This is a genomic window from Paenibacillus sp. FSL L8-0470 (assembly GCF_038008625.1).
Taxonomy (GTDB): Bacteria; Bacillota; Bacilli; order Paenibacillales; family Paenibacillaceae; genus Paenibacillus_AQ.
The window spans coordinates 7,063,335-7,082,857 of record NZ_JBBOZM010000001.1 but is presented as its reverse complement, the minus strand read 5'-3'; the positions used below and the strand labels follow the sequence as shown (position 1 = coordinate 7,082,857).

The window sequence follows — 19,523 nt, the reverse complement described above, 5'->3', positions numbered from 1 at the left end:
GGAGAGTTAAGAGGGATTCACACTTCTTCGGCCTTGGCATCTTCGCATTTGTGCCGGGTAAAGGAGGAGGAGGTAATTTTCTTTTCTTCTTCGCATGTTTGCGCAATATGGGGTAAAATACAATAAAGCAGGCAAAAATAGGAGTTGTAGAACATGTCTAAGTCCAATGAAGAAGTATTCTTAACTAAAGAAGGATTGGCTAAGTTAGAGGAAGAGCTTAGGGATCTGAAGACGGTGAAACGCAAGGAACTGGCAGCCCGCCTTAAGCTGGCAATCAGCTACGGGGACTTGAAGGAGAACAGTGAGTACCACTCGGCCAAGGAAGATCAATCGTTCATGGAAACCCGGATTATGATCCTGGAGAAAATGCTGACGAAAGCCCAGATCGTTGATTCGAGCAAGATGGATTTGAGTGCAGTCAGTGTAGGTTGCATCGTCATCCTGAATGATGTGGAATACTCCGAAAAAATCGAATATAGAGTGGTGGGCCCGGCTGAGGCTGATGTGCTGGACAACAAGATTTCTTATGAAAGTCCGCTGGGCAAAGAGCTGATCGGCAAAAAAGTGGGCGACATCATCAGCGTCAATGCCCCGATGGGCATCATAAAATATGAACTGCTTGAAATCAAAATGCTGTAACAAACGGAAATCCTCATCCCCTTGTCATTTCTCTGGGGATGAGGATTTTTGTTGTAGACAGGTGAGCGCATCTCCGGAATAACGGCATTACGGCGTAACGGCGGCCCGGGGGAATGACGGAACGCAGCTTCCAGGCCTGCGGCTCTGCCGCTTTCAGATCAGGCTATGGCCGCCGTCGATATGAAGTACCGTGCCTGTGGTGAATCCGTTATGGATCAGATAGAGAACGCCCTTAGCCACGTCCGCCGCGGTGCCTACACGCTGGGCCGGCAGCTTGGCAGCTGTGCTGCTGTAAAAGGCATTCCGGGATTCCTCCGCCATCCCTGCCCGGGAAGGCGTGTCAATAATGCCCGGAGAGACGACGTTCACCCGCAGCGGGGCCAGCTCCAGGGCCAAGGTCCGGCCAAGATTTGCGACAGCAGCATTCACTGCGCCCAGCATGGAGGAGCCGATCATGGATTTGAACGCTACAACCCCTGAGAAGAGGGTAATGGACCCATTGGGGTTCAGCATCGGAGCCGCATATTTGGCGGCATAATATTGGCCCCAGAATTTGTTCTCGAACAGCGAGCGGGCAGTGCTTGTCGGCGTTGCCAGGAAAGGCCCGCCGCTTGTTTCGGCCGCACTGACAACCAGATGATCAAAAGTCCCGGTCTGCTCGAAGAACAGCCGCACCTGCTCCTCATCTGTTACATCCAGTATGTGCGAAGTTACTTTCACCCCTGTACCGATGGCAGCCTTGGCCTGTTCCAGCTTATGCCGGGAACGGCTGGCAATTACAATCTCCGCACCTTCCGCGGCGGCCCGTCTGGCCGTTTCCAAACCGATTCCAGAGCTTCCGCCGACAATAACTACTTTTTGTCCTGTTAACATCTCATTTCCTCCTCAAAGGTTTATGGAGCATTACTTTCAGACATCCGCCGCAATTGCTTCGGAAGCATCGCTAAGCATGTTGTGCTTTGTGAGGAAAGTATATGTCTATAACTTCCTTTTGGGAAGTAGTTACCTAATTGTTATACAGTTTCCAAAAGTATAGTTTTGTGCAGTGGAAGGGTTGCCGGATTAAAGTTTTTTAGAGCGTGAGTCCGTATCGTTTTAGCTCGATAAAAATTCCTTCCAGCTGTTCCCCCTTCGCGGTCAGGGTATATTCTACACGCGGCGGTACCTCCGGATATACTGTACGCTCCAGAATGCCATGGTTCTCCAGCTCACGGAGCCGCAGCGAGAGCGTCTTCGGGCTGATTCCCTCCAGGGATTTCAGCAGATCGCTGAAGCGCATCGTGCCTTCGATCAGCAGATCGCGGATAATGAGAAAGGTCCATTTGGTTCCAATAATATCGAGTGTTTTGGCAATGGGACAGGGTTCGCCGGGAGTGCCCTTGGTTATAATAACAGGCTCTGAATGGTTCATATTCAACTAGCCTCCTGAGGAATAGCGATTTTTCTTAATCATATCACAATACTATCCTTTGGGAAGTTATGTGCAGCCATAGGCAGTTTCTATTAAGCATATTGTTTCCATATCTTAGACGGGCCTTACTTCAGCAGGTATAGTAGGGAGTAACTATAGAACAGAGGAGTCCTGGCCCGTGATTGAGACTGTGTTGTCGACGTTATTTAAGGTCATATTGCCGCTGTCCATTCCGGTCATCGCCGGAGCGCTGCTGGGCCGGTTCAAGAACCTCGATACGAAACCGTTGTTAACGCTCTATTTGTACTTTTTGAGTCCGGCGATCATTCTCGATACGCTGGCTACTGCAGAAATTTCCTTCGACGACGTCTATAAGACACTGTCGTTCTCCTTGCTGAATCTGTTTCTCTTATGGGGCCTGGCCAATGTGCTCGGGCGAGTACTGAAGCTGGCTCCGGCAGAAGCCGCCGGACTGACACTGGTCTCCACGTTTACGAACAGCGTCAATTACGGGCTTCCGCTGGTGCTGCTGGCCTTCGGCCAGCTTGGCCTCGATAAAGCCTCGGTCTATGTCATTGGCCAGATGGTAATCGTCAATACCATCGGCGTTTATTTCGCTGCAAGATCACAGTTCTCAGTGCGCAGCGCCGTTAAATCCGTGTTCTCGCTGCCGGCCATCTATGCGGCGATTCTGGCTTTGATGCTGCGGGCGCTCGGCCTGCATATGCCAGATGAACTGGCATCCGGAGTCGCGATGGTGGCCGGGGCGTATTCGCCCGTGGTGCTCGCGATTTTGGGCGCGCAGATGGTCAAGGTCAAAGCGGCCCAGACAGAGCGCAATGTGCAGCTTGCCTTCTGGACCGGGATCACGGTCCGCCTTTTGCTGGCTCCTCTGCTTGCCGCACTCGTTTTGCTCCTGCTGAATATTACCGGCACCTTATTTTCGGTGCTGCTCATTCTGGCGTCCATGCCTGTCGCCGTCAATTCCGTCGTGCTGGCCGAACGGTTCAGCAGTTCTCCCTCCCTGGTATCCCGCTGCATTGTATGGACAACGCTGGCTTCTTTCCTGGTACTGCCGGTGCTCATTGTGGTGGTTGGCAGTGTGTAACGAGCCCGCGCTGCTGCTGCTCCTGTGCCCATAAAGAATAAGCAGCCCCTATTTTATAGCCCTTATGTAGGTTACGGTTCACAGCAATGTATGTAGTGTGATGAGCAAACACCTTAGGAGGGTCCGCTCAAAGAGTCGTCATAAATATGTCCAATTTATACTAATTCAGGGGAGCTCTGGCTATCATATATCAATTCCTCACATAGATTTTCTACATTATTCAGCAGATCAGGTATCCAAGCTTCTGATCCTGGGATTATCTCTATGCCACCGTATACAAGCCAACGTAATGTTTTAATCAGCCAACATAAACCGCCAATTCGCACTTGCCAGTTCAAATGATTAATATGTAAATTAGTTCCCTCTAAGTAAGCTGAAATCATATCTTCTTTTGAGAGATTGCAGAAGGTGTGCGCTTCCGTAATTAAGCAATACAAGTCACCAAGATGAGGACTTAAATAAGCACTGGACCAATCAATCGGCATAATGCCATCTTCTTGAATCAAAAGGTTTTTTGCATGATAATCATGATGAACTAGAGAAGTGGGGACCATCTGATATAGTTTTTCTAAATGAAGAGGTAACACTTTTTCGACTTTTAGTAACACTCTGTTTTCTTCTAACGTATTCGATTTCAATAAATCATCCAACAGTTGAAGAAATCCGCTCATTGAAACTGAATATGCTTCAATGGTCTTTCTTGGTAGCATCCTTAAGTTGGCTGTTGCTCTCACTCTAAGCCTTGCTAATTCCCTCGAAGCCTCAAGAAAATACTCAGGTTCTGGTTGCTGTTCCAAATTTCTTTTTCCGGCATCTTCCATGATGAATACTCCACTGCCCTTCAGTTGAATAAATTCAAAGATGTGCGGAGCTTTGATTTGCAGTGGATGAACTAACTCCTGGTAAATTTCAGCTTCCCCTGCCATCTCACTTCCTCCCCATTTAATAATACGTGATTCACCTGTTCTCAATGTTGCTCTGTAAACTTCTGAAAGAGACCATTTCCTTAAAAGTGACCATTCGGAAATTTCATTTAATAAGGGGATCAATGTGTAATAAGCTGAAAAGCATGTTGGAATCATATGTTCATTCCCTCCCATACATTTGTTAACGAACATATTTTTACATATATAATCAAAAAAATATAGACTTATAATTCCCCGTTTGATATGATGTTGGATAAGGTCTTGGAAAATTTCGGGACTCTTTTTTGCAAGAATTGGTGTTTATAAGTTTGATCTGTTCAAGGTGAAAATATCTTATAAAATGTAGGCCATCCCGCAAAGGATGGCCTTTTTAAACATGCCTGCGATGTGTTTGGAGAGCAGGATAATCAATTTTGCTAGGGCGTGTCTACAAACAGAAGAACTCCGGGGAAGCAGGAATTTAGTATTGAAAGTGGGGTTCCTAAAAGCCCGCAGCGGGTTGATTTACTCGTACCGGACTCAGGAGACGCTAAGGAGGGTAAAACCCCTGTTTATTCTCTTTTGCGGACCCAGCGGACCTTATCTGCTCTGCATTCTATCTAAAAACGGCCAGCAGGGAGAAATAACTGCGCTGGAGTCCGTTTCCTTACTGTAACAGGCAAAAATCCCCGAATAAGAGCAGCTAGGTCCGTCTATGCCCAGAGCCAGGAATGGAGTAGATAGGGGTCCCCAAAAACCTTTAGTTTAACCTATATATCTTTAATAATTCTGATTGATGGAAAATCCATTAATAAATATAATAGTAGCAAATATAGGTTAGCCAGGAAGGGGAAGCTTAAATGATTCCATTAGATGACGTAGACAAATGCTACCCATTAATAAATGAGCGGGCACAACGTTTTTTGAGTGAGCAAGAACTGAAGCAATATCTCTCCCTCCCGCAAAACGAGGTTGAACACCAGCTTAAACTGTTGCTGGAAAGTCCGATTGCCCAATTTACCATTGTAAATGAAGTCTACTTCAGAGCGCGTTGGGCGGAGGTTTTTGAAGCACTGCAGTTGGGAGATGAACTGACATTATTGGAGGTGGCTTCGGGCGATGCAGATATGGTTCCCCAGGTCATGGCACGAACCCATCCGGACAGTACATACATAACGGCCAATATGAATAAAAGCCTCACCACCAGTTTGCTGCAGAAAACGCGGGGCCTTCCCCTGCATATGAAAATCATAGAGGACGATGCAGCTTATCTCGAGCAACATCTGCCTTCCGGGTCAGTGGATCTTATCGTTTTTCAGCATGCGGTCAATGATATCATCCAGGCGATTTTGTGCGGACAGGCTGGAATCGACACCATCCATACAGATTGGATGGAAACTTTGCCGGCCATGATCAAACTTCTTCAGCAGGAGGTTGCCTCGGGTACACTCGAAGTTCATGCCATGCAGCCTTTTATCACCTTGATCCACACTTTATTGATATTTTTGCGAACAGATGGCATTATCGCTATGAATCATTATATGTTCCAATTGGACCTTGACTGGGGCTACCCGGTAGATTTGTTTGAGAATATCATCCCCCTGACCAGACGCTGGCTGAACGGGATTGAGGGGTGCGAAGAGATTTTTATTCCCGGTTTTGACCGGCAATGGTGGATCTTTTTGCAAAAAAGATAAGGATGCTTCACAATCGCGGTGAACCTCAACTACCAGGCCAAGTCTTGTAGCCCTCGCGGTTCACTTGGTTGGTGATTCTTCTCAGCCCCCGGCCCACCGTTCCACCTTCCGTCCCTTACGCGTTGTTTCATCCCCATCTTGATTTTCTCCACGATAATGTTCCATTGGTACTCAGCCCCATCATCTGCATCATCATCCCGCCTGAAGAGGTCGCCATATCGAAATCCTTCTCGTACATACTGATCCACAGTCTTTTCATTAAATTAGGAAAACCAAAAATATTGAACATATGACAAAGAAGTTAGAATTTAAAGCGTTTTCAATCCCTTTTATAATCAAGTTATGATAAAAGAAAGGGGTTACAAAAATTGACTAACTTATTTTACAAGCCGAACGGGGCTTGGGTGGGGGACCTGATCCCCTTTTACAAAGACGGCAGCTTCCGTTTGTTCTATCTTCATGATTGGAGGGAGAACAAGAGTATTCATGGGGAGGGAACTTCCTGGTTCGAGCTCCGCACAAGCGATTTCGTGCACTACGAAGAAATGGGCGAAATGCTGAAGCATGGAAGTGTGAGCGAGCAGGATCTTAACTGTTATACCGGCTCGATCATCGAAGCCCATGGAGAATATCATCTGTTCTACACTGGCCTCAATCCGAATCCGGAATTCATAGAGAACGGAGTGCCACTCCAATGCGTCATGCACGCCGTGAGCACGGATATGGAGCAGTGGCGGAAAATTCCCGAGGATACCTTCTATTCCGACGGAATTCAATATGAAAGGCATGACTGGCGCGATCCCTTTGTATTCTGGAACGAAGAGGCGGGGGAATACTGGATGCTTCTCGCCGCAAGGAACAAAGAGGGCCCTTCCCGGCGCCGGGGAAGCATCGGGCTCTGTGCTTCGAAGGATCTCAAGCAATGGGAAATCCGCGAACCGTTCTGGAATCCGAAAATGTACGTGACGCACGAATGCCCGGACTTATTTCAAATCGGGGAATGGTGGTACCTGGTTTACTCCACGTTCTCGGAGCGATTTGTCACCCATTATCGTATGAGTAAATCTTTAAGCGGACCTTGGACGGCGCCGAGAAACGATGCGTTTGACGCTAGGGCGTTCTATGCCGCCAAAACATGGAGTGACGGAAACAAGCGATATGCTTTTGGCTGGGACCCTAGCAAGGAAAACGAGGATGATTACGGTGATTGGCAATGGGCCGGGAATTTGGTCGTGCACGAACTCGTTCAGGAACAGGATGGAACATTAACGGTTCGTATCCCGGAGACAGTCTCACATCATTTTTCAAATGAACAGGCTGCCGTGTGGGGTTCCCGGCTTGGGGATTGGAAGGAGTCAGAGGGAGGCATAGCGGCGGTGGCAGACGAGACCTTCTCTTGCATATCTGCGGGTTCCATGCCGGAAACTTGCAAAATTTCGGCCCGGTTGTCCTTCTCCGAAGGAACCAGAAGCTGCGGTATTATGCTTCGTGTTAGCGAGGACAACAATGATGCCTATTATATTCGCCTTGAACCTATTCATAACCGCCTGGTGTTCGACATGTGGCCCCGCCGGATAGAGGGTGAGATGCAGTGGCATATCAAAGGAGACCACCCGCATGCGGTAGAGCTGGAAGTACCAATAGAATTGCATGCCGATACGAATTATAATATCGAGATCGTTATGGAGAATTCTGTTTGCGTCGTATACTTGGCCGACCAGGTCGCCATGACTACACGTTTGTATAATTTAAAAACCGGCAACTGGGGCTGCTTTGTTCAGGAAGGCCGGGCGAATTTCGAACAGGCATCCATTTCGGTTCCCAACTAACAGGAGGTCTTATAAATGAAACTTTATGTCAAATGGCTGACTCTCTCGTTATCACTGGTTGTCCTGGTGGCGATGGTGAGCGCATGCGGAGGCAAAAATACTAATAACGGCGCTTCAGAAACCGGATCGGCAAATCCGCCGAAGGTGGACAAGAAAACATACAAGTGGTTCGTGGCCCGCGGTGTAGACAGCCCTCCAGCCGTTACCGTAAAGGAAATTGCGGACGAGTTTTCCCGAACACATCCGGAATTCGAGCTGGTTCTGGAAGGTACGGGTGATCGCCCGTCCTATCTGCAGAAGCTGCGCACATTGATTGCAAGCAATGAGATGCCCGCCATGTTTGATACAGATCCGGATGCCTATGCTTCCAAGCTGGTGGAGCAAGGCAAACTGGTCGATATGAAAAAACTGCTGGAGGAGCTGGGGAAATATGAAGATTTCCGTCCGGTGGCCTTGCAATATCAGCAGTTCGCAGACGGCAGCATGTATACTTTCCCGTTAGAATATGGAATCGAGGTATTCTGGTACAACATCAAGATGTTCAAGGATCTTGGCCTGGAGCCGCCGAAGACGTTCGATGAGTTCATGGAGGTTGCCGAGACGCTGAAGCAAAGCGGGGTTACGGCGATTGCCGTCGACGGCAAGGATAAATGGCCGGTTCTCCGGTACCTGGCGTACAAACCGTTCCGCATGACAGGCAATGATTTTATTGAAAATATAAAGCAAGGGAAGGCATCTTTCAAGGACCCTGCCGGCATGGAAGGTATTAAGTTCGTGCACGATCTGGGCACCAAAGGGTACTTTCAGGAAGGATTCACTGCAACGGATTACACCGCAGCGCGTGACTTGTTCCTGGGCGGCAAAGCCGGCATGTATTACATGGGTTCATGGGAAACTATGAACTTCGTAAATGATAAAGTAAGCACAGAAATGAAGGACAATATCGGGTTTTTCCGGCTTCCCATGATGGAAGGTGCCAAAACGGCTGAAAATGATTATTTCATCAACTCGGGCATCGGCGTTGCCTTCAACCAGGAGACCTTCGATGATACGATGAAGGAATTCGTCAAATTCCTTCTGGAACAATATCCGAAGGCCTATACGGAAAAAGGCCAATTCTCGCCTTTCAATTATTCTCTTGATCAAGAGCAAGGGATGCCGGAGCTCTTCTATAAAATTCAAGACGAAATCGCGAAATCCGGCAACGTCTTTGCGGTCCCGTGGGATACGCGCCTTGACCCGGCCACGAATGAACTGCTCGGCAACGAATTGAATGCCTTGGCTCTGGGAGCCCATACTCCGGATGATTTTGCAGAATTAATGGATCAGGCGATTAAAGAAAATGCGCCGAAATATTTCAAATAGCGATGCTAAACAGCGGCCAATCGAAAGCCGGTTGGCCGCCTGTAAGTAAAATAAAACTAAAATTAGGGAATGAGCAAGCATATGGATAAAGTCCTACGCAATCGCAAAGCCGCTCTTGTCTTCCTGTTGCCTGCATTATTAGTGTATTTGCTTACCGTCCTGGCTCCCATCCTTTGGTCGATGTATTTCAGTTTCTTCTCCTGGGACGGAGTTTCAGATATGCTCTATATCGGCTTTGACAATTACGCCAAGATGTTCGGCGGCGACAAGACATTCTGGAAGGCATTCAGCAACAATCTGATCTATGTTTTCATTATTGTAGCCATGCAGGTATTTCTTGGTTTGGTGGTTGCTATCTTGCTGACCAGCATCACCAAGGGGAGAGAATTGTTCAAAACATTATATTTTGCCCCTGCTATCATCACGTCAGTAGCCATAGCACAGTTGTTCCAAAATGTGTACTCGTTTGAACCTGTCGGAATCCTGAACTTTTGTCTGCAGCAGATTGGTCTTGGAGACTGGAGCAGGCCTTGGCTTTCCGACTTGAAGTGGGCTCTGAGTGCCGTATCGGTACCCGAAGGTTGGCGTTATATCGGTCTTTATATGATTATCTTGTATAGTGCGTTAATTTCCATTCCTTCCGATATCGAGGAAGCTGCCAGAATTGACGGAGCTTCTTCCTGGAACCTGTTTCGTTCGATTAAAATGCCGCTGATTAAGCCAGTTCTGATGGTTTCTATCATTATGGCTACTACGGGAGCGCTAAAAGGGTTCGACATCCCGTATCTCATGACGAACGGGGGACCGGGCCGCGTAACGGAATTGTTGCCGACTTATATGTACAAAACTGCATTCTCCAGTCTGGACTTTGGTTATGGCAGCGCGATGGCCGTATTTATCGTCGTTGAAAGCCTCATTGCAGTCGCCTTTATCAGACGGATGATGGACAGTAAGGAGACCTGATGATGAAATTTTCTGGCTATACTAAAGCGGTTCTTGTGGTAGTTTCCTTTGCTCTGCTTGTCATTCAAGTGTATCCGCTTGTCTGGGTGTTCATCTCCAGTTTTAAGGCGCCTACCGATTTTTCCGGTGATAACCCGCTCAGCCTGCCAAGCCAATTCACTTTCGATAATTATTTCAATGTGTGGAACAAAGGGAATTTGGGGACTTATTTTTCCAATAGTCTCATCGTCGCCGTGACGACCATCGTGCTTGTGATCCTATTCAGCGCGATGGCTGCTTTCGTTATTGAGAAGATGTCTTTTAAATGGAGTCAAAGCGTGTTGTTTCTATTTCTGTGCGGCATTATGATTCCGATCCAGGTCGTGCTCATACCGCTGTTCATTCTTTATAACAAAATAGGAATTATCAATACGCTCACTTCTCTCATTTTGCCCCAAGTAGGTTTTGCACTGCCGATCTCGATCTATCTTTTCGTGAGCTTCTATAAATACATTTCGAATGAGATCATGGAGGCTGCTGTCATGGATGGCTGCGGTGTGTATCAGGTTTTCTGGCGGATGATTTTCCCTCTATCCCGGAATACGATAGTCACGGTTGTCGTTATGAATCTGATATTTGTCTGGAATGAGTTTATTTTCGCGAATACGTTTATTCATGACCTTAAATCACGGACCATTCCAGTTGGCTTGATGGATTATATCGGGCAGTACGGTTTGACGGATTGGGGAGCCACCTTTGCTGCAATTAGCATTACGACCATCCCGACTATGGTGGTTTACTTCATTTTCAACAAGAGCGTTATTTCCGGTATGACCGCAGGTGCGACTAAAGGTTAATCTCCCATATGCATATGACTGAAGGTATACTGATAGTATCAGGTTGCCACTCTTCTTGGTCAGGGGGATTTCATGAGCATAAAACGGCTGTTCCTGTCGATAAGTATCCGAAGCAAGATTATTATTTTGTCCATAGCCTGTTCCTTGCTTCCGCTGGTCCTGATTGCTTCCTTAACCTTTGTCTATTTAAGCAAAGTGATCGAGAACAAGATGTCCGACACCACCTCGAATTTGCTAGGCTCCATCAATTGGAATATCCAGACTTTCGTGAATGATGTTGAATCGATTTCGAAGCTGATGTTGTCTTCCCGAGATGTTCAGAACTTCCTTTCCTATACTAAGAATGATTTCAAGGAGATCTATGACCTTCAAAATGCGACCCGCAGTCTGATCGTCAATATTACCAACAACAAATCCTATATTCGTTACGTTTACGTTGGCAGCGGGCAAAGGGAACTGATTACCACAAACCAATGGGACAGATTGACTTATGACAATATCTATCAGGCGGTCTCACGGACAACATGGTATCAACAGGTGGGGGGGATGGGCGGCCGGGGCTTGTGGCTGAACAGCGATGAAGTCCGGCTTCTCAAGGACAGCCCGAACCTGCTGCTGTACGGCAAACGGTTAAACAATCTTGAAACGCTCGAGCCGATCGGCATGTTGATTATTTCCATCGATAGACGGGTCTTCGATGAAATGTTCAAGAACATTTCCAATGCGGAAAAAGGGGATTTGATGATCCTGGAGCAAAACAAAATCATCTATTCTAATTCCCATAACAATGATTTAAAAAAAATTCCTCAAAAGGATTTGGATCAGATCTATGATTTGCCTGAGCGAGGGAACCGCATCGAAACGATGGATGGAGAACGGTATGTCATCACCTTCGAAACGAATCCGGTAACCCAGTGGAAAGTGGTCAGCATGATCCCTTATTCAAGCATTAACTCGGAAATCATCCTGATTCGTAATGTTACGCTCTCATTGACGCTGGTAGCTTTCCTGCTTGCCGCCTACGGCGCTTATCTCATCTCGAAGCGGATCACCAAACAGTTGACTTTGCTCACTTCTGTAGCAAGAAAAGCGGCAAAACGCGATAAAATCGAAGGAATCCTTTTTATAGAAGAAGATGAAATCGGTAAAATCGGAAATCAATTCCTGCGAATCTTCCGCACCAACACGGAATTGTCGGACAAATTGATCGAAGCCAAGCTTAAGGAGAAGGAAGCTGAGCTTCATGCGCTGCAGAGTCAAATCAACCCTCATTTCCTATACAATACGTTAAATTCCATATATCTAATGGCGGAACGAATCAGTGCCAAAAACATTTCCAAAATGGTCATGTCCCTTTCGAATATTTTTAAATTAAGCTTGAACAACGGGGACTATATTACAACTGTCGGGAATGAAATCGAACAAGTGAAAAATTATTTAGAGATTCAGAACATCCGCTATAAGGGGAAGTTTGAGGTGATAATCGACCTCGAACCTGGAATCGAGCACATTCGCATGCTGAAGCTACTTATTCAGCCGTTGGTGGAAAATGCGATCTTTCATGGAATCGAGTTGAAGGAGGACAAAGGGAACATTGCCATCCGGGGACGTATAGAAGGAGAAACGCTTATATTCGAAGTCGAAGATGACGGAGTAGGTTTTGATTCTGATGCCATGAGGCCAAGGGGATATGCCCTGAGGAACATACAGGAACGGATTCAACTGCATTACGGCCAAGACCGCGGGATCCGCATAGACAGTGTTCCAGGCGCCGGAACCAAAGTAACCCTAGAGATCGGAATAATGGATTGAGGCCGGGCTGCGAAGGTGGGATAACATCATGTATAAACTTTTTATAGCGGATGACGAACAGCTTGTGGTGGAGACATTGTCGGCCATGATCGATTGGAATGCATCTGGGATACGGATTGTGGGCACTGCAAATAATGGCAAACAAGCCTTGGAACGGATTCTTCAGTCGGACCCGGACATTGTTCTGACAGATATTAGGATGCCTGGCTTGAACGGACTTGAGCTGATCCGTACCCTGAAGGAGAATGGCTGCAAAGCGGAATGCATCATCGTGAGCGGCTATTCCGAGTTTGAATACGCCAAAGAGGCCATTGAACTGGAGGCGGTGGATTATCTGATCAAGCCTGCAGAGCTAGATGAAGTGGCAAGGACCGTCTCAAGGGCAATTCAACGTCTGGGGCGCAAAGCGGATCAAACGGGGAATAACCCTGAGCATCGAATTGCAAAAGCATTAGACCGGGCGATATTTACGGATCTAATCGTCAATGGAAAACGTCCATCATTCGATCAAACGCCATACGGACAATATGACCAGTTTGCAGTGATCCTGATTGGAAGCCCGGCGACGCTTTTGCTCGAACGAATGAAGGATAAGGGCATTACCGATGCTCTCCTGAGCTTTTTGACGAACCGCGGAATCGTCGTGGATCTGCTCTATGAGCAGCAAAAAGTCATCTTATTATGCATGGCGAGTCTGGAGAAAGACGCGTCATTAACGGAAATTCTGATGGCTGCAGCCGCAACATTTTCAAATGACGGCTCATGGGACGATACTTTATTGTCGTTTGGAATCGGTCCGGTTGTAACCGAAATAATGCATATGCATGTCTCGTATTTGGCAGCCTGCAAGGCATGTCAAATGGGTTTGTTCTTCGGCGCTCCGGTAATGGACGTGAGCAGCTGGACGGAGATTTCCCGTGTTTCAGAAAGAGTGGTCTCCGATTGGTCTAATCAAATACAATCCTTTATCCGTTACGAACAAAAAGAGTTCGAAGCGATGCTAGAACGTTGGACAGAATGGGGGACAAAGCAATTAATCGCTCCCGATACCCTGAAGAAGACAGGCGCCCAGTGGGCTAACCGGTTGCACGATCTGATCGGGCAGGACTATGGAATCAAGATCGAGAGAGTGACCGGAGACCGCACGCGGCTGATTGAAGAGATACATGAAGCGCCGGATTGGGCATCTTTGAAGAAAATATGTATGGATTTGGCGCAGAGTGTGCAATTTTATTTGAACGTAACGAAGACTACCCTGAAGGAAAAGGTGGTTCATGAAATCAAAGCTTATCTTGAATCCCATTATCATGAGAATATCCAGCTCGATCAATTGGCAGAGCGGTTTGATCTCAACGCTTCCTATGTAAGCAACTTATATTCTAAATCAACCGGGCAAACGATTCTGGAATATGTCACTTTGCTGCGCATCCGGCAAGCAAAAAAGATGCTGAGGGAAAGCAGCTTCAAAATCTCTAAAATATCCACTAATGTCGGATATGATAACCAGCGGTATTTCTGTCAAGTGTTCAAGAAGCATGTAGGCGTTAGTCCCGGCCAGTATAGAGAAGAGCATATGATAAAAAGCGAAGGAGATCATCACTAGCGTTCGGCATTTTGATTGATGCGCTCGTGGTCCGAATGATGCTTGTGCTACAGAGTGATGGCTGGTATCTGTTAGAACAGTACAATTTTATCCCTGGAGAGTGGGCTTACCCCGCTCCTTTTTTTTGGAGAAGGATTATAGTAAATGAATAACTCCGTGTGACGGGAAATGAAAGCGATTACTATTCTCGATAAGGTTTATCACCAAAAAGAGGAAAAGGGAGGGGGTTGATCAGCCGTAAAAATGGGACTTGTTATATATTATTAGCGTTTACACAGAACAAGCAAGTATACAGGTTCGGCAAACGGAGCTGCGCTGCTTTTCATCGATGGCCGGTATAGGTTTGAATAAACCGGGTTACCTGGGCTACCACTCCACGGCGTTTTACGGCCAGCCATCAAACCGTTTTTTTCGTGTCATCGGCATATCCTATCGGTTTTCCCATGCTTAAGGAGCAGAATATTGATCTTGAGGAGGTATTTATGCTTACGAGAAAAGTAATGAGACTTCTATTAGCGACCCATCAGAAGCAGGTATGGGACGGAACGTCCTGGACCGATACCGCCATAACGGATACCCGGACTGTGGACATTACTGTAAGTCTGGCACCTGCAGCCAGTGCGACAATAACACGCTTACGCTGAATGCATCAAACATAACAGCAGGAGGCACTGTAACCATCATGGCAGCGGGCGGCAGAATGCGATCGGGACCATTTTGGGAGAGGAGCGGTATTATCCGGTGTAAAAGTTGAAGTGAAAGATTGTTGCCCTTATCGTATAAACGTATAATTATGAGTGATTAAATGAGCACCCGTCAGGCGGAAGCTTGATCTACAAAAGAAAGGGTCATCCTGTGAAGGGTGGCCCTTTTTAAAACTGCCTTGCATACAGGAACTGTTGTACCTTACGGATATAAATTATATACATACTATCGTTGTGGCAAACAAAGAAAACCTGGCTATCGTCAACAGGAGGGTTCAAATATGTGGTTTGGGAAGAAAGAAACGCAACTGGATCGAATAAAAAACAAATTGAATCTAGCCATGTGTAAAGACACGGCTTTCTCGGAGTTTGGATCATCCTCACATCAATACAGGGTTAATGGGAAGCTTGCAGCAAAAGAGCTGGCGGACTGGCAAGCCCACAATCAGGTCACACTTCCTGAGCCTTTCGCGCAGTTTTTAACGAAAGTCGGCAACGGAGGCGCCGGACCCTATTATGGAATTTATTCGATCGAAAAGGCAGCTTCCTATACCGAGCGCCAGGCACTCCTTGCAGAAGCTGTTCTGCATCCCGGGATGACCAAAGAGGAATGGAACCATCTGACGGAGCCCTTGACCAACGACGAGGACATCCCCGATGAGGAATACGACGACGCCCGTAATAAGGTGCTGGGAGGCATGTTGTGCATAGGCACCCAAGGCTGCGAATACGATATGTATCTTGTGCTTGAAGGGAAACACAGGGGGAGAATTGTGTACACCTCCGATTTTCATCCCGATCATCCCTTTTTCTTTGTCTATGAAGACAACTTTCTGGACTGGTATGAGCGCTGGCTGGATGAAATTATTCTGGATTATGATAACGGGTGGTTTGGCAGTCGAATGCCGGGTGATGAGAATGCGCTGATCCAGATTTATCAGAGCGCTCCAAACGAAGAAATCCAGGCAAAAGCGCTAGATGGAATGTTCAAGTTTAAGAAAATCTCTCAGCCAACCCTTGGTTTTTTGAAAAATATAGCGAAGCAAAGCCCAAAAAATCGGACGACAGCAATTTGGCTAATCTGCAAAACTTCTTTTGATGCGGGTAGAAAATATCTTCTGGAGCTGTTGCAATCGGATGGGCATGAGGGTTTTCTGCAAGCTTTAGAGATTCTGCAGGCTTCCAGTAAAACTGTGAATTTAACGGAGTTCATTCCAGTGATCTTGCAAAGGCTTGACAGGATTCACGACCCGGAAACGTTGCGTTATGCAGCGTATATCCTGGAGGATTACGGTGCGATTACTCTCCAGAACTTTGCACCTTTCTTGTGCCACGCCGACCCGAAGATGCAAACTACTGCCATCTATGCCGCGCGCAGTTGTGAGAACAAGCAGGGAAGCTGGGAGATCATTGAACAGATGTTGATGGGGGGCGGCCCGCAGGTTCTGAATAACTCGATTTTATACTGGGGCCTTATTCCACATGAGAAGTTGCTGCCTTACTATAAGGCGGTATGGCCGGAGTATAAAGGCAATCCGAATTTCAGAGAGAAATTTATCGGTTGTTTGCGGGAACTGCATTTGACCGATGACTATTTTGACAAAGATGAATCGTGAGTATAGTAATCCATATCGAAATAGAGAGGCTTGGCGCGAAGAGAACATTGGTTCAATCTCTCAAGGAAAAGGTCGTCCTGAAAGGGAGGGGCCTTTCTTGCTGTTTGGATGAGAATAAGGAATAATAAAAAAACATTTTTGAACAAGGGCGTGTGCGTCCGGAAAGTGTATTCCTGGCTCTGAGCACAAACGGACCGAGTTGCACCTATTTGGGGCTTTTAGCCTGTTACAGTAAGGAAACGGACTCCAGCGCAGTTATTTCTCCCTGAAGACCGTTTTTAGATAGAATCCAGAGCAGATAAGTGCATCTGGGTCCGCAAAAGAGAATAAACAGGGGTTTTACTCTCGATAGCGTCTCCTGAGTCCGAGTGAACGAATCCGCTGTGTGCTTTTAGGGACCCTATCTTCATTCAATACTAAACCCTGCTTCCCCAGAGCTCTTCCAGTTTGAGGACACGCTCTAATTAATAGGAAAGAGTCGAGAAAAGTGCAACCAATCCTACGAACTTTCTACTATATAGATAAGAGGGATAAGATTTGTAAAGGAGAATACCGGATGGAAGATCAGGGAATAGTTCGCCTGTACTTACAGCGTTCACAGCAAGCCATTATAGAGACTAAGAATAAATATGGGGCATACTGCAGAGTGATTGCAAGAAACACACTTTCCAGTTATTCGGATATTGAAGAGTGTGAGAACGATACATACTTAGGAGCATGGAATGCAATACCCCCTAATATGCCTAGGAAGTTCCCTGTATTTCTAGGGAGGATCACACGTAATATTGCGCTTGATAAACATGGTTATAATTCAGCGAAAAAGCGTAATCGTGAGTTTGAAGTTATTTTAACTGAATTAGAAGAATGTTTAGCTTCCCCTGAGACTGTAGAAACAGAGTATGAAGCAGGTGAGATAGCCAATTTAATCAATCAATTTTTATATGCCTTAGATGAGCAAGCAAGAAATTTATTTATTGGGAGGTACTGGTACTCCTATTCAATAAAGGATCTTTCTAAGAGTTTTAATATGAGTAGCAGTAAAGTGAAGTCCATATTATTTAGATTAAGAAATAAACTTAAAGTTCATCTGGAGAAAGAGGGGGTTAACCTATGAAAAGAGAAGAGTTATATAGAGAGATCGGATTCATTGATGAGAACTTAATTGAAGCGGCAGAGCACAGTGGAATCGGGAAAAGGAAAAAAAGTATTTCTAAAAAGTGGGTTGTTTTGGTTGCCTGCCTTATCCTTTATAGTTCAACCGCTTCAGCTTTATTAGCAACAGAATATTATAAAAATAATCAAAATGCAGAGCCTTATATACGTTATTTAAGAGCTGAAGACATGGAGCTAGCGCCTGTTACTCAATATGATGCGGATAAATTTCTGCACGCTTTAAAAAGTGATAATGAAGAATATGTATATATTGCTATTAATAGGCTAGTAGAATGCTTTAATGATCAAAAGCTGAGAGAAAAAGCGTTAAAAGAACTCCAGCCATTTTTAGAAAATGATAATCAAAAAATCGCCGATTCGGCTGCTTTCGCTATAGATATTCTGTCAAAAAGTTACCGGAGCCCTTATGTTTTTAAGTTGGCAGACGGAAGTATATTGTTTGCGTTATTTAATAATTATTCGGATTATGGGAGTCAAAATGTCCTCTGGAGGATAAAAGACAATGTGCTTAAAGAATATTCAAGTTTTTCTCCACCATCTATGTATATTACAGATATTATTCCTTCACCCAATAAGAAGTTAGTTGCGATAGTGACATGCTCTAATAAAAGTGAATTCGTTCAAATTATTAATATTGAAGAGGGAATGACAAGTCCAGAGTTAGTAGAATCTGCAAGAGTCAAATATGGTGCACAAAAAGAATTAGATACATGGATTCGCACAGATTATGAGAATTATAGCTATGCAGATAAAATAGTGTGGAAAGACAATGATACTTTAGAGTTTGAGGGTTCTCTTGCCTATCAGGATACTGCGGTTATAGAAAATGTTACTGTAACGTATCAGTTTAGTAAAAAGGTAATAGAAGTGAAAGGACTTAGTGAGTCTAGATGAGAAGTTAACGGTTAATTCCGGCAAACAGAAGCGGGAATAGGGTCAGATAATATCCGCTTCTGTCTGCCGTTTGGTTACCATGCTTTTGACCACATTTCCCGGTGGCAGGCGGTTTCAAAACCAATTTTGGGATAAAAGTCGGGAGCGCCTCCGAAACAATAAGTAGCTCCTAATGGTTCAGTGCGCTTCATTAGCTCGGTTACGGCTACAGTTGCCAGCCCTAAACTGCGATATCGCGGATCTGTAGCAAGGGGTTCAAGATATGCAAAATCGTTCACACCATCAACCCACATTCCGGCAAAACAGGCGTACTCTCCATTGGGGGCTTTTATTATTGCGGTAAGGTCCTTTCTGAAATGTGGACCACTCTGCATGAGCAATCTGGAATCAAGGTCATCGTCAGGCTCGTCTCCATGGTTGAATCCCCGCCACAATACATCGTTAATTTTACGCAGGTCATTTTCATTTTCTAAAGTTATGAAAGTGAATCCCTCGGGTAATGTGCGCGTGGAAAAACCCGAAACGTAATTGTAAACTCGGATTGGCTCACTGTATACCTTGTGATATCCTTTTTGGACAAGCGATTTTATAAGATATTCTTCATAATCGTATACCCTAATATCGAGGCTGTATTGGTCAGCGGATCTCTTAGACAGCTCTGTCTCTGCATATTCAACCATTTCATGTTTTAAAAAATCATATCCTTCTTTGGTTGAAAAGTAGCATTCGCCAACGTCCATTTCATAGCAAGCTACACCTACAACTTCTTCGTTCTCCTCCCAAATACCGAATCGATGTGTTAGAGAATGATTAAAATAAGGGTGTGTATGCGCATACTCCCAAAAAGGCTGCGGGACATTACCACCCAACTGATACTTCTTGAAGTTTAATCTCATGAACTGAGAGACTCTTTCAAAATCGGAAAGTAATCTATACCTTCTTAACGTAATCTTCATGTTATGACCTCC

At 45.8% G+C, this 19,523-nt stretch carries 18 protein-coding genes; 13 read left to right on the top strand and 5 right to left on the bottom strand.

Annotated elements, in window-relative coordinates:
- Positions 1-153 precede the first annotated feature (153 nt).
- Positions 154-639 carry a transcription elongation factor GreA gene (greA, locus tag NST99_RS32245; protein ID WP_038597863.1) on the top strand — a complete coding sequence of 162 codons (486 nt, stop codon included), beginning with the start codon at positions 154-156 and terminating at the stop codon, positions 637-639.
- Between the two features lie 153 nt (positions 640-792).
- On the opposite strand, the gene NST99_RS32240 is transcribed toward greA, so the two are convergent.
- Positions 793-1,512, bottom strand: coding sequence for an SDR family oxidoreductase (locus NST99_RS32240; protein WP_341097150.1), 720 nt, complete (start codon positions 1,510-1,512; stop codon positions 793-795).
- 199 nt (positions 1,513-1,711) lie between these two features.
- Positions 1,712-2,050, bottom strand: a complete 339-nt coding sequence (locus tag NST99_RS32235; RefSeq protein ID WP_341097149.1) for a winged helix-turn-helix transcriptional regulator — start codon at positions 2,048-2,050, stop codon at positions 1,712-1,714.
- Positions 2,051-2,228: 178 nt separating this feature from the next.
- Between NST99_RS32235 and NST99_RS32230 the strand changes: the two genes are divergently transcribed.
- Complete coding sequence (locus NST99_RS32230) at positions 2,229-3,158, top strand: AEC family transporter (RefSeq protein WP_341097147.1); 930 nt, start codon at positions 2,229-2,231, stop codon at positions 3,156-3,158.
- 155 nt (positions 3,159-3,313) lie between these two features.
- Here NST99_RS32230 and NST99_RS32225 read toward each other — a convergent pair whose 3' ends face one another.
- Positions 3,314-4,240 (bottom strand): phosphotransferase, encoded by a 927-nt coding sequence (locus tag NST99_RS32225; protein WP_341097145.1) that lies wholly within the window; start codon positions 4,238-4,240, stop codon positions 3,314-3,316.
- Between the two features lie 683 nt (positions 4,241-4,923).
- On the opposite strand from NST99_RS32225, the gene NST99_RS32220 reads away from it, so the two are divergent.
- Positions 4,924-5,760, top strand: a complete 837-nt coding sequence (locus NST99_RS32220; RefSeq protein ID WP_341097143.1) for a hypothetical protein — start codon at positions 4,924-4,926, stop codon at positions 5,758-5,760.
- Positions 5,761-5,887: 127 nt separating this feature from the next.
- On the opposite strand, the gene NST99_RS32215 is transcribed toward NST99_RS32220, so the two are convergent.
- Positions 5,888-6,019, bottom strand: a complete 132-nt coding sequence (locus NST99_RS32215; protein WP_341097141.1) for a hypothetical protein — start codon at positions 6,017-6,019, stop codon at positions 5,888-5,890.
- Positions 6,020-6,128: 109 nt separating this feature from the next.
- On the opposite strand from NST99_RS32215, the gene NST99_RS32210 reads away from it, so the two are divergent.
- The 10 genes from NST99_RS32210 to NST99_RS32165 all read left to right on the top strand — a co-directional run bounded on the left by NST99_RS32210 (position 6,129) and on the right by NST99_RS32165 (position 18,555).
- Entirely contained in the window at positions 6,129-7,589 is a 1,461-nt protein-coding gene (locus NST99_RS32210) for a glycoside hydrolase family 32 protein (RefSeq protein ID WP_341097139.1), read from the top strand.
- Between the two features lie 15 nt (positions 7,590-7,604).
- The gene (locus NST99_RS32205; RefSeq protein ID WP_341097138.1) at positions 7,605-8,954 is read left to right on the top strand and encodes an ABC transporter substrate-binding protein; all 1,350 of its coding nucleotides are present in this window, start codon (positions 7,605-7,607) and stop codon (positions 8,952-8,954) included.
- A gap of 69 nt (positions 8,955-9,023) precedes the next feature.
- Positions 9,024-9,917, top strand: a complete 894-nt coding sequence (locus NST99_RS32200; protein ID WP_341097136.1) for a carbohydrate ABC transporter permease — start codon at positions 9,024-9,026, stop codon at positions 9,915-9,917.
- A gap of 2 nt (positions 9,918-9,919) precedes the next feature.
- Positions 9,920-10,753: a carbohydrate ABC transporter permease gene (locus NST99_RS32195; protein WP_341097134.1), complete on the top strand. Its 834-nt coding sequence runs from the start codon at positions 9,920-9,922 to the stop codon at positions 10,751-10,753.
- A 72-nt stretch (positions 10,754-10,825) separates the two neighbouring features.
- Positions 10,826-12,565, top strand: coding sequence for a cache domain-containing sensor histidine kinase (locus NST99_RS32190; protein ID WP_341097132.1), 1,740 nt, complete (start codon positions 10,826-10,828; stop codon positions 12,563-12,565).
- A 28-nt stretch (positions 12,566-12,593) separates the two neighbouring features.
- A complete protein-coding gene (locus NST99_RS32185) occupies positions 12,594-14,168 on the top strand; it encodes a response regulator (protein ID WP_341097130.1) in 1,575 nt (524 codons plus the stop codon).
- Positions 14,169-14,650: 482 nt separating this feature from the next.
- On the top strand, positions 14,651-14,812 hold the full coding sequence (locus tag NST99_RS32180; protein WP_341097128.1) for a hypothetical protein: 162 nt from the start codon (positions 14,651-14,653) through the stop codon (positions 14,810-14,812).
- Positions 14,813-15,153: 341 nt separating this feature from the next.
- Positions 15,154-16,488, top strand: a complete 1,335-nt coding sequence (locus NST99_RS32175) for an SMI1/KNR4 family protein (protein ID WP_341097126.1) — start codon at positions 15,154-15,156, stop codon at positions 16,486-16,488.
- 556 nt (positions 16,489-17,044) lie between these two features.
- Positions 17,045-17,602, top strand: coding sequence for an RNA polymerase sigma factor (locus NST99_RS32170; RefSeq protein ID WP_341097124.1), 558 nt, complete (start codon positions 17,045-17,047; stop codon positions 17,600-17,602).
- On the top strand, positions 17,599-18,555 hold the full coding sequence (locus tag NST99_RS32165; protein ID WP_341097122.1) for a hypothetical protein: 957 nt from the start codon (positions 17,599-17,601) through the stop codon (positions 18,553-18,555). The genes NST99_RS32170 and NST99_RS32165 overlap by 4 nt, the downstream gene beginning before the upstream one ends.
- Positions 18,556-18,629: 74 nt before the next feature.
- Here the strand turns inward: NST99_RS32165 and NST99_RS32160 are convergent, their stop codons facing one another.
- Positions 18,630-19,511, bottom strand: coding sequence for a GNAT family N-acetyltransferase (locus NST99_RS32160; RefSeq protein ID WP_341097120.1), 882 nt, complete (start codon positions 19,509-19,511; stop codon positions 18,630-18,632).
- Between the last annotated feature and the right edge of the window lie 12 nt (positions 19,512-19,523).

What these genes read in the sequence shown, in the direction of transcription:
- NST99_RS32220 (WP_341097143.1), top strand. Translation starts at nt 4,924, where the DNA reads ATGATTCCATTAGATGACGTAGACAAATGCTACCCATTAATAAATGAG.
- NST99_RS32165 (WP_341097122.1), top strand. Translation starts at nt 17,599, where the DNA reads ATGAAAAGAGAAGAGTTATATAGAGAGATCGGATTCATTGATGAGAAC.
- NST99_RS32215 (WP_341097141.1), bottom strand. Translation starts at nt 6,019, where the DNA reads ATGAAAAGACTGTGGATCAGTATGTACGAGAAGGATTTCGATATGGCG.
- NST99_RS32190 (WP_341097132.1), top strand. Translation starts at nt 10,826, where the DNA reads ATGAGCATAAAACGGCTGTTCCTGTCGATAAGTATCCGAAGCAAGATT.
- NST99_RS32195 (WP_341097134.1), top strand. Translation starts at nt 9,920, where the DNA reads ATGAAATTTTCTGGCTATACTAAAGCGGTTCTTGTGGTAGTTTCCTTT.
- greA (WP_038597863.1), top strand. Translation starts at nt 154, where the DNA reads ATGTCTAAGTCCAATGAAGAAGTATTCTTAACTAAAGAAGGATTGGCT.
- NST99_RS32200 (WP_341097136.1), top strand. Translation starts at nt 9,024, where the DNA reads ATGAGCAAGCATATGGATAAAGTCCTACGCAATCGCAAAGCCGCTCTT.
- NST99_RS32205 (WP_341097138.1), top strand. Translation starts at nt 7,605, where the DNA reads ATGAAACTTTATGTCAAATGGCTGACTCTCTCGTTATCACTGGTTGTC.
- NST99_RS32175 (WP_341097126.1), top strand. Translation starts at nt 15,154, where the DNA reads ATGTGGTTTGGGAAGAAAGAAACGCAACTGGATCGAATAAAAAACAAA.
- NST99_RS32160 (WP_341097120.1), bottom strand. Translation starts at nt 19,511, where the DNA reads ATGAAGATTACGTTAAGAAGGTATAGATTACTTTCCGATTTTGAAAGA.
- NST99_RS32170 (WP_341097124.1), top strand. Translation starts at nt 17,045, where the DNA reads ATGGAAGATCAGGGAATAGTTCGCCTGTACTTACAGCGTTCACAGCAA.
- NST99_RS32225 (WP_341097145.1), bottom strand. Translation starts at nt 4,240, where the DNA reads ATGATTCCAACATGCTTTTCAGCTTATTACACATTGATCCCCTTATTA.
- NST99_RS32235 (WP_341097149.1), bottom strand. Translation starts at nt 2,050, where the DNA reads ATGAACCATTCAGAGCCTGTTATTATAACCAAGGGCACTCCCGGCGAA.
- NST99_RS32185 (WP_341097130.1), top strand. Translation starts at nt 12,594, where the DNA reads ATGTATAAACTTTTTATAGCGGATGACGAACAGCTTGTGGTGGAGACA.
- NST99_RS32180 (WP_341097128.1), top strand. Translation starts at nt 14,651, where the DNA reads ATGCTTACGAGAAAAGTAATGAGACTTCTATTAGCGACCCATCAGAAG.
- NST99_RS32240 (WP_341097150.1), bottom strand. Translation starts at nt 1,512, where the DNA reads ATGTTAACAGGACAAAAAGTAGTTATTGTCGGCGGAAGCTCTGGAATC.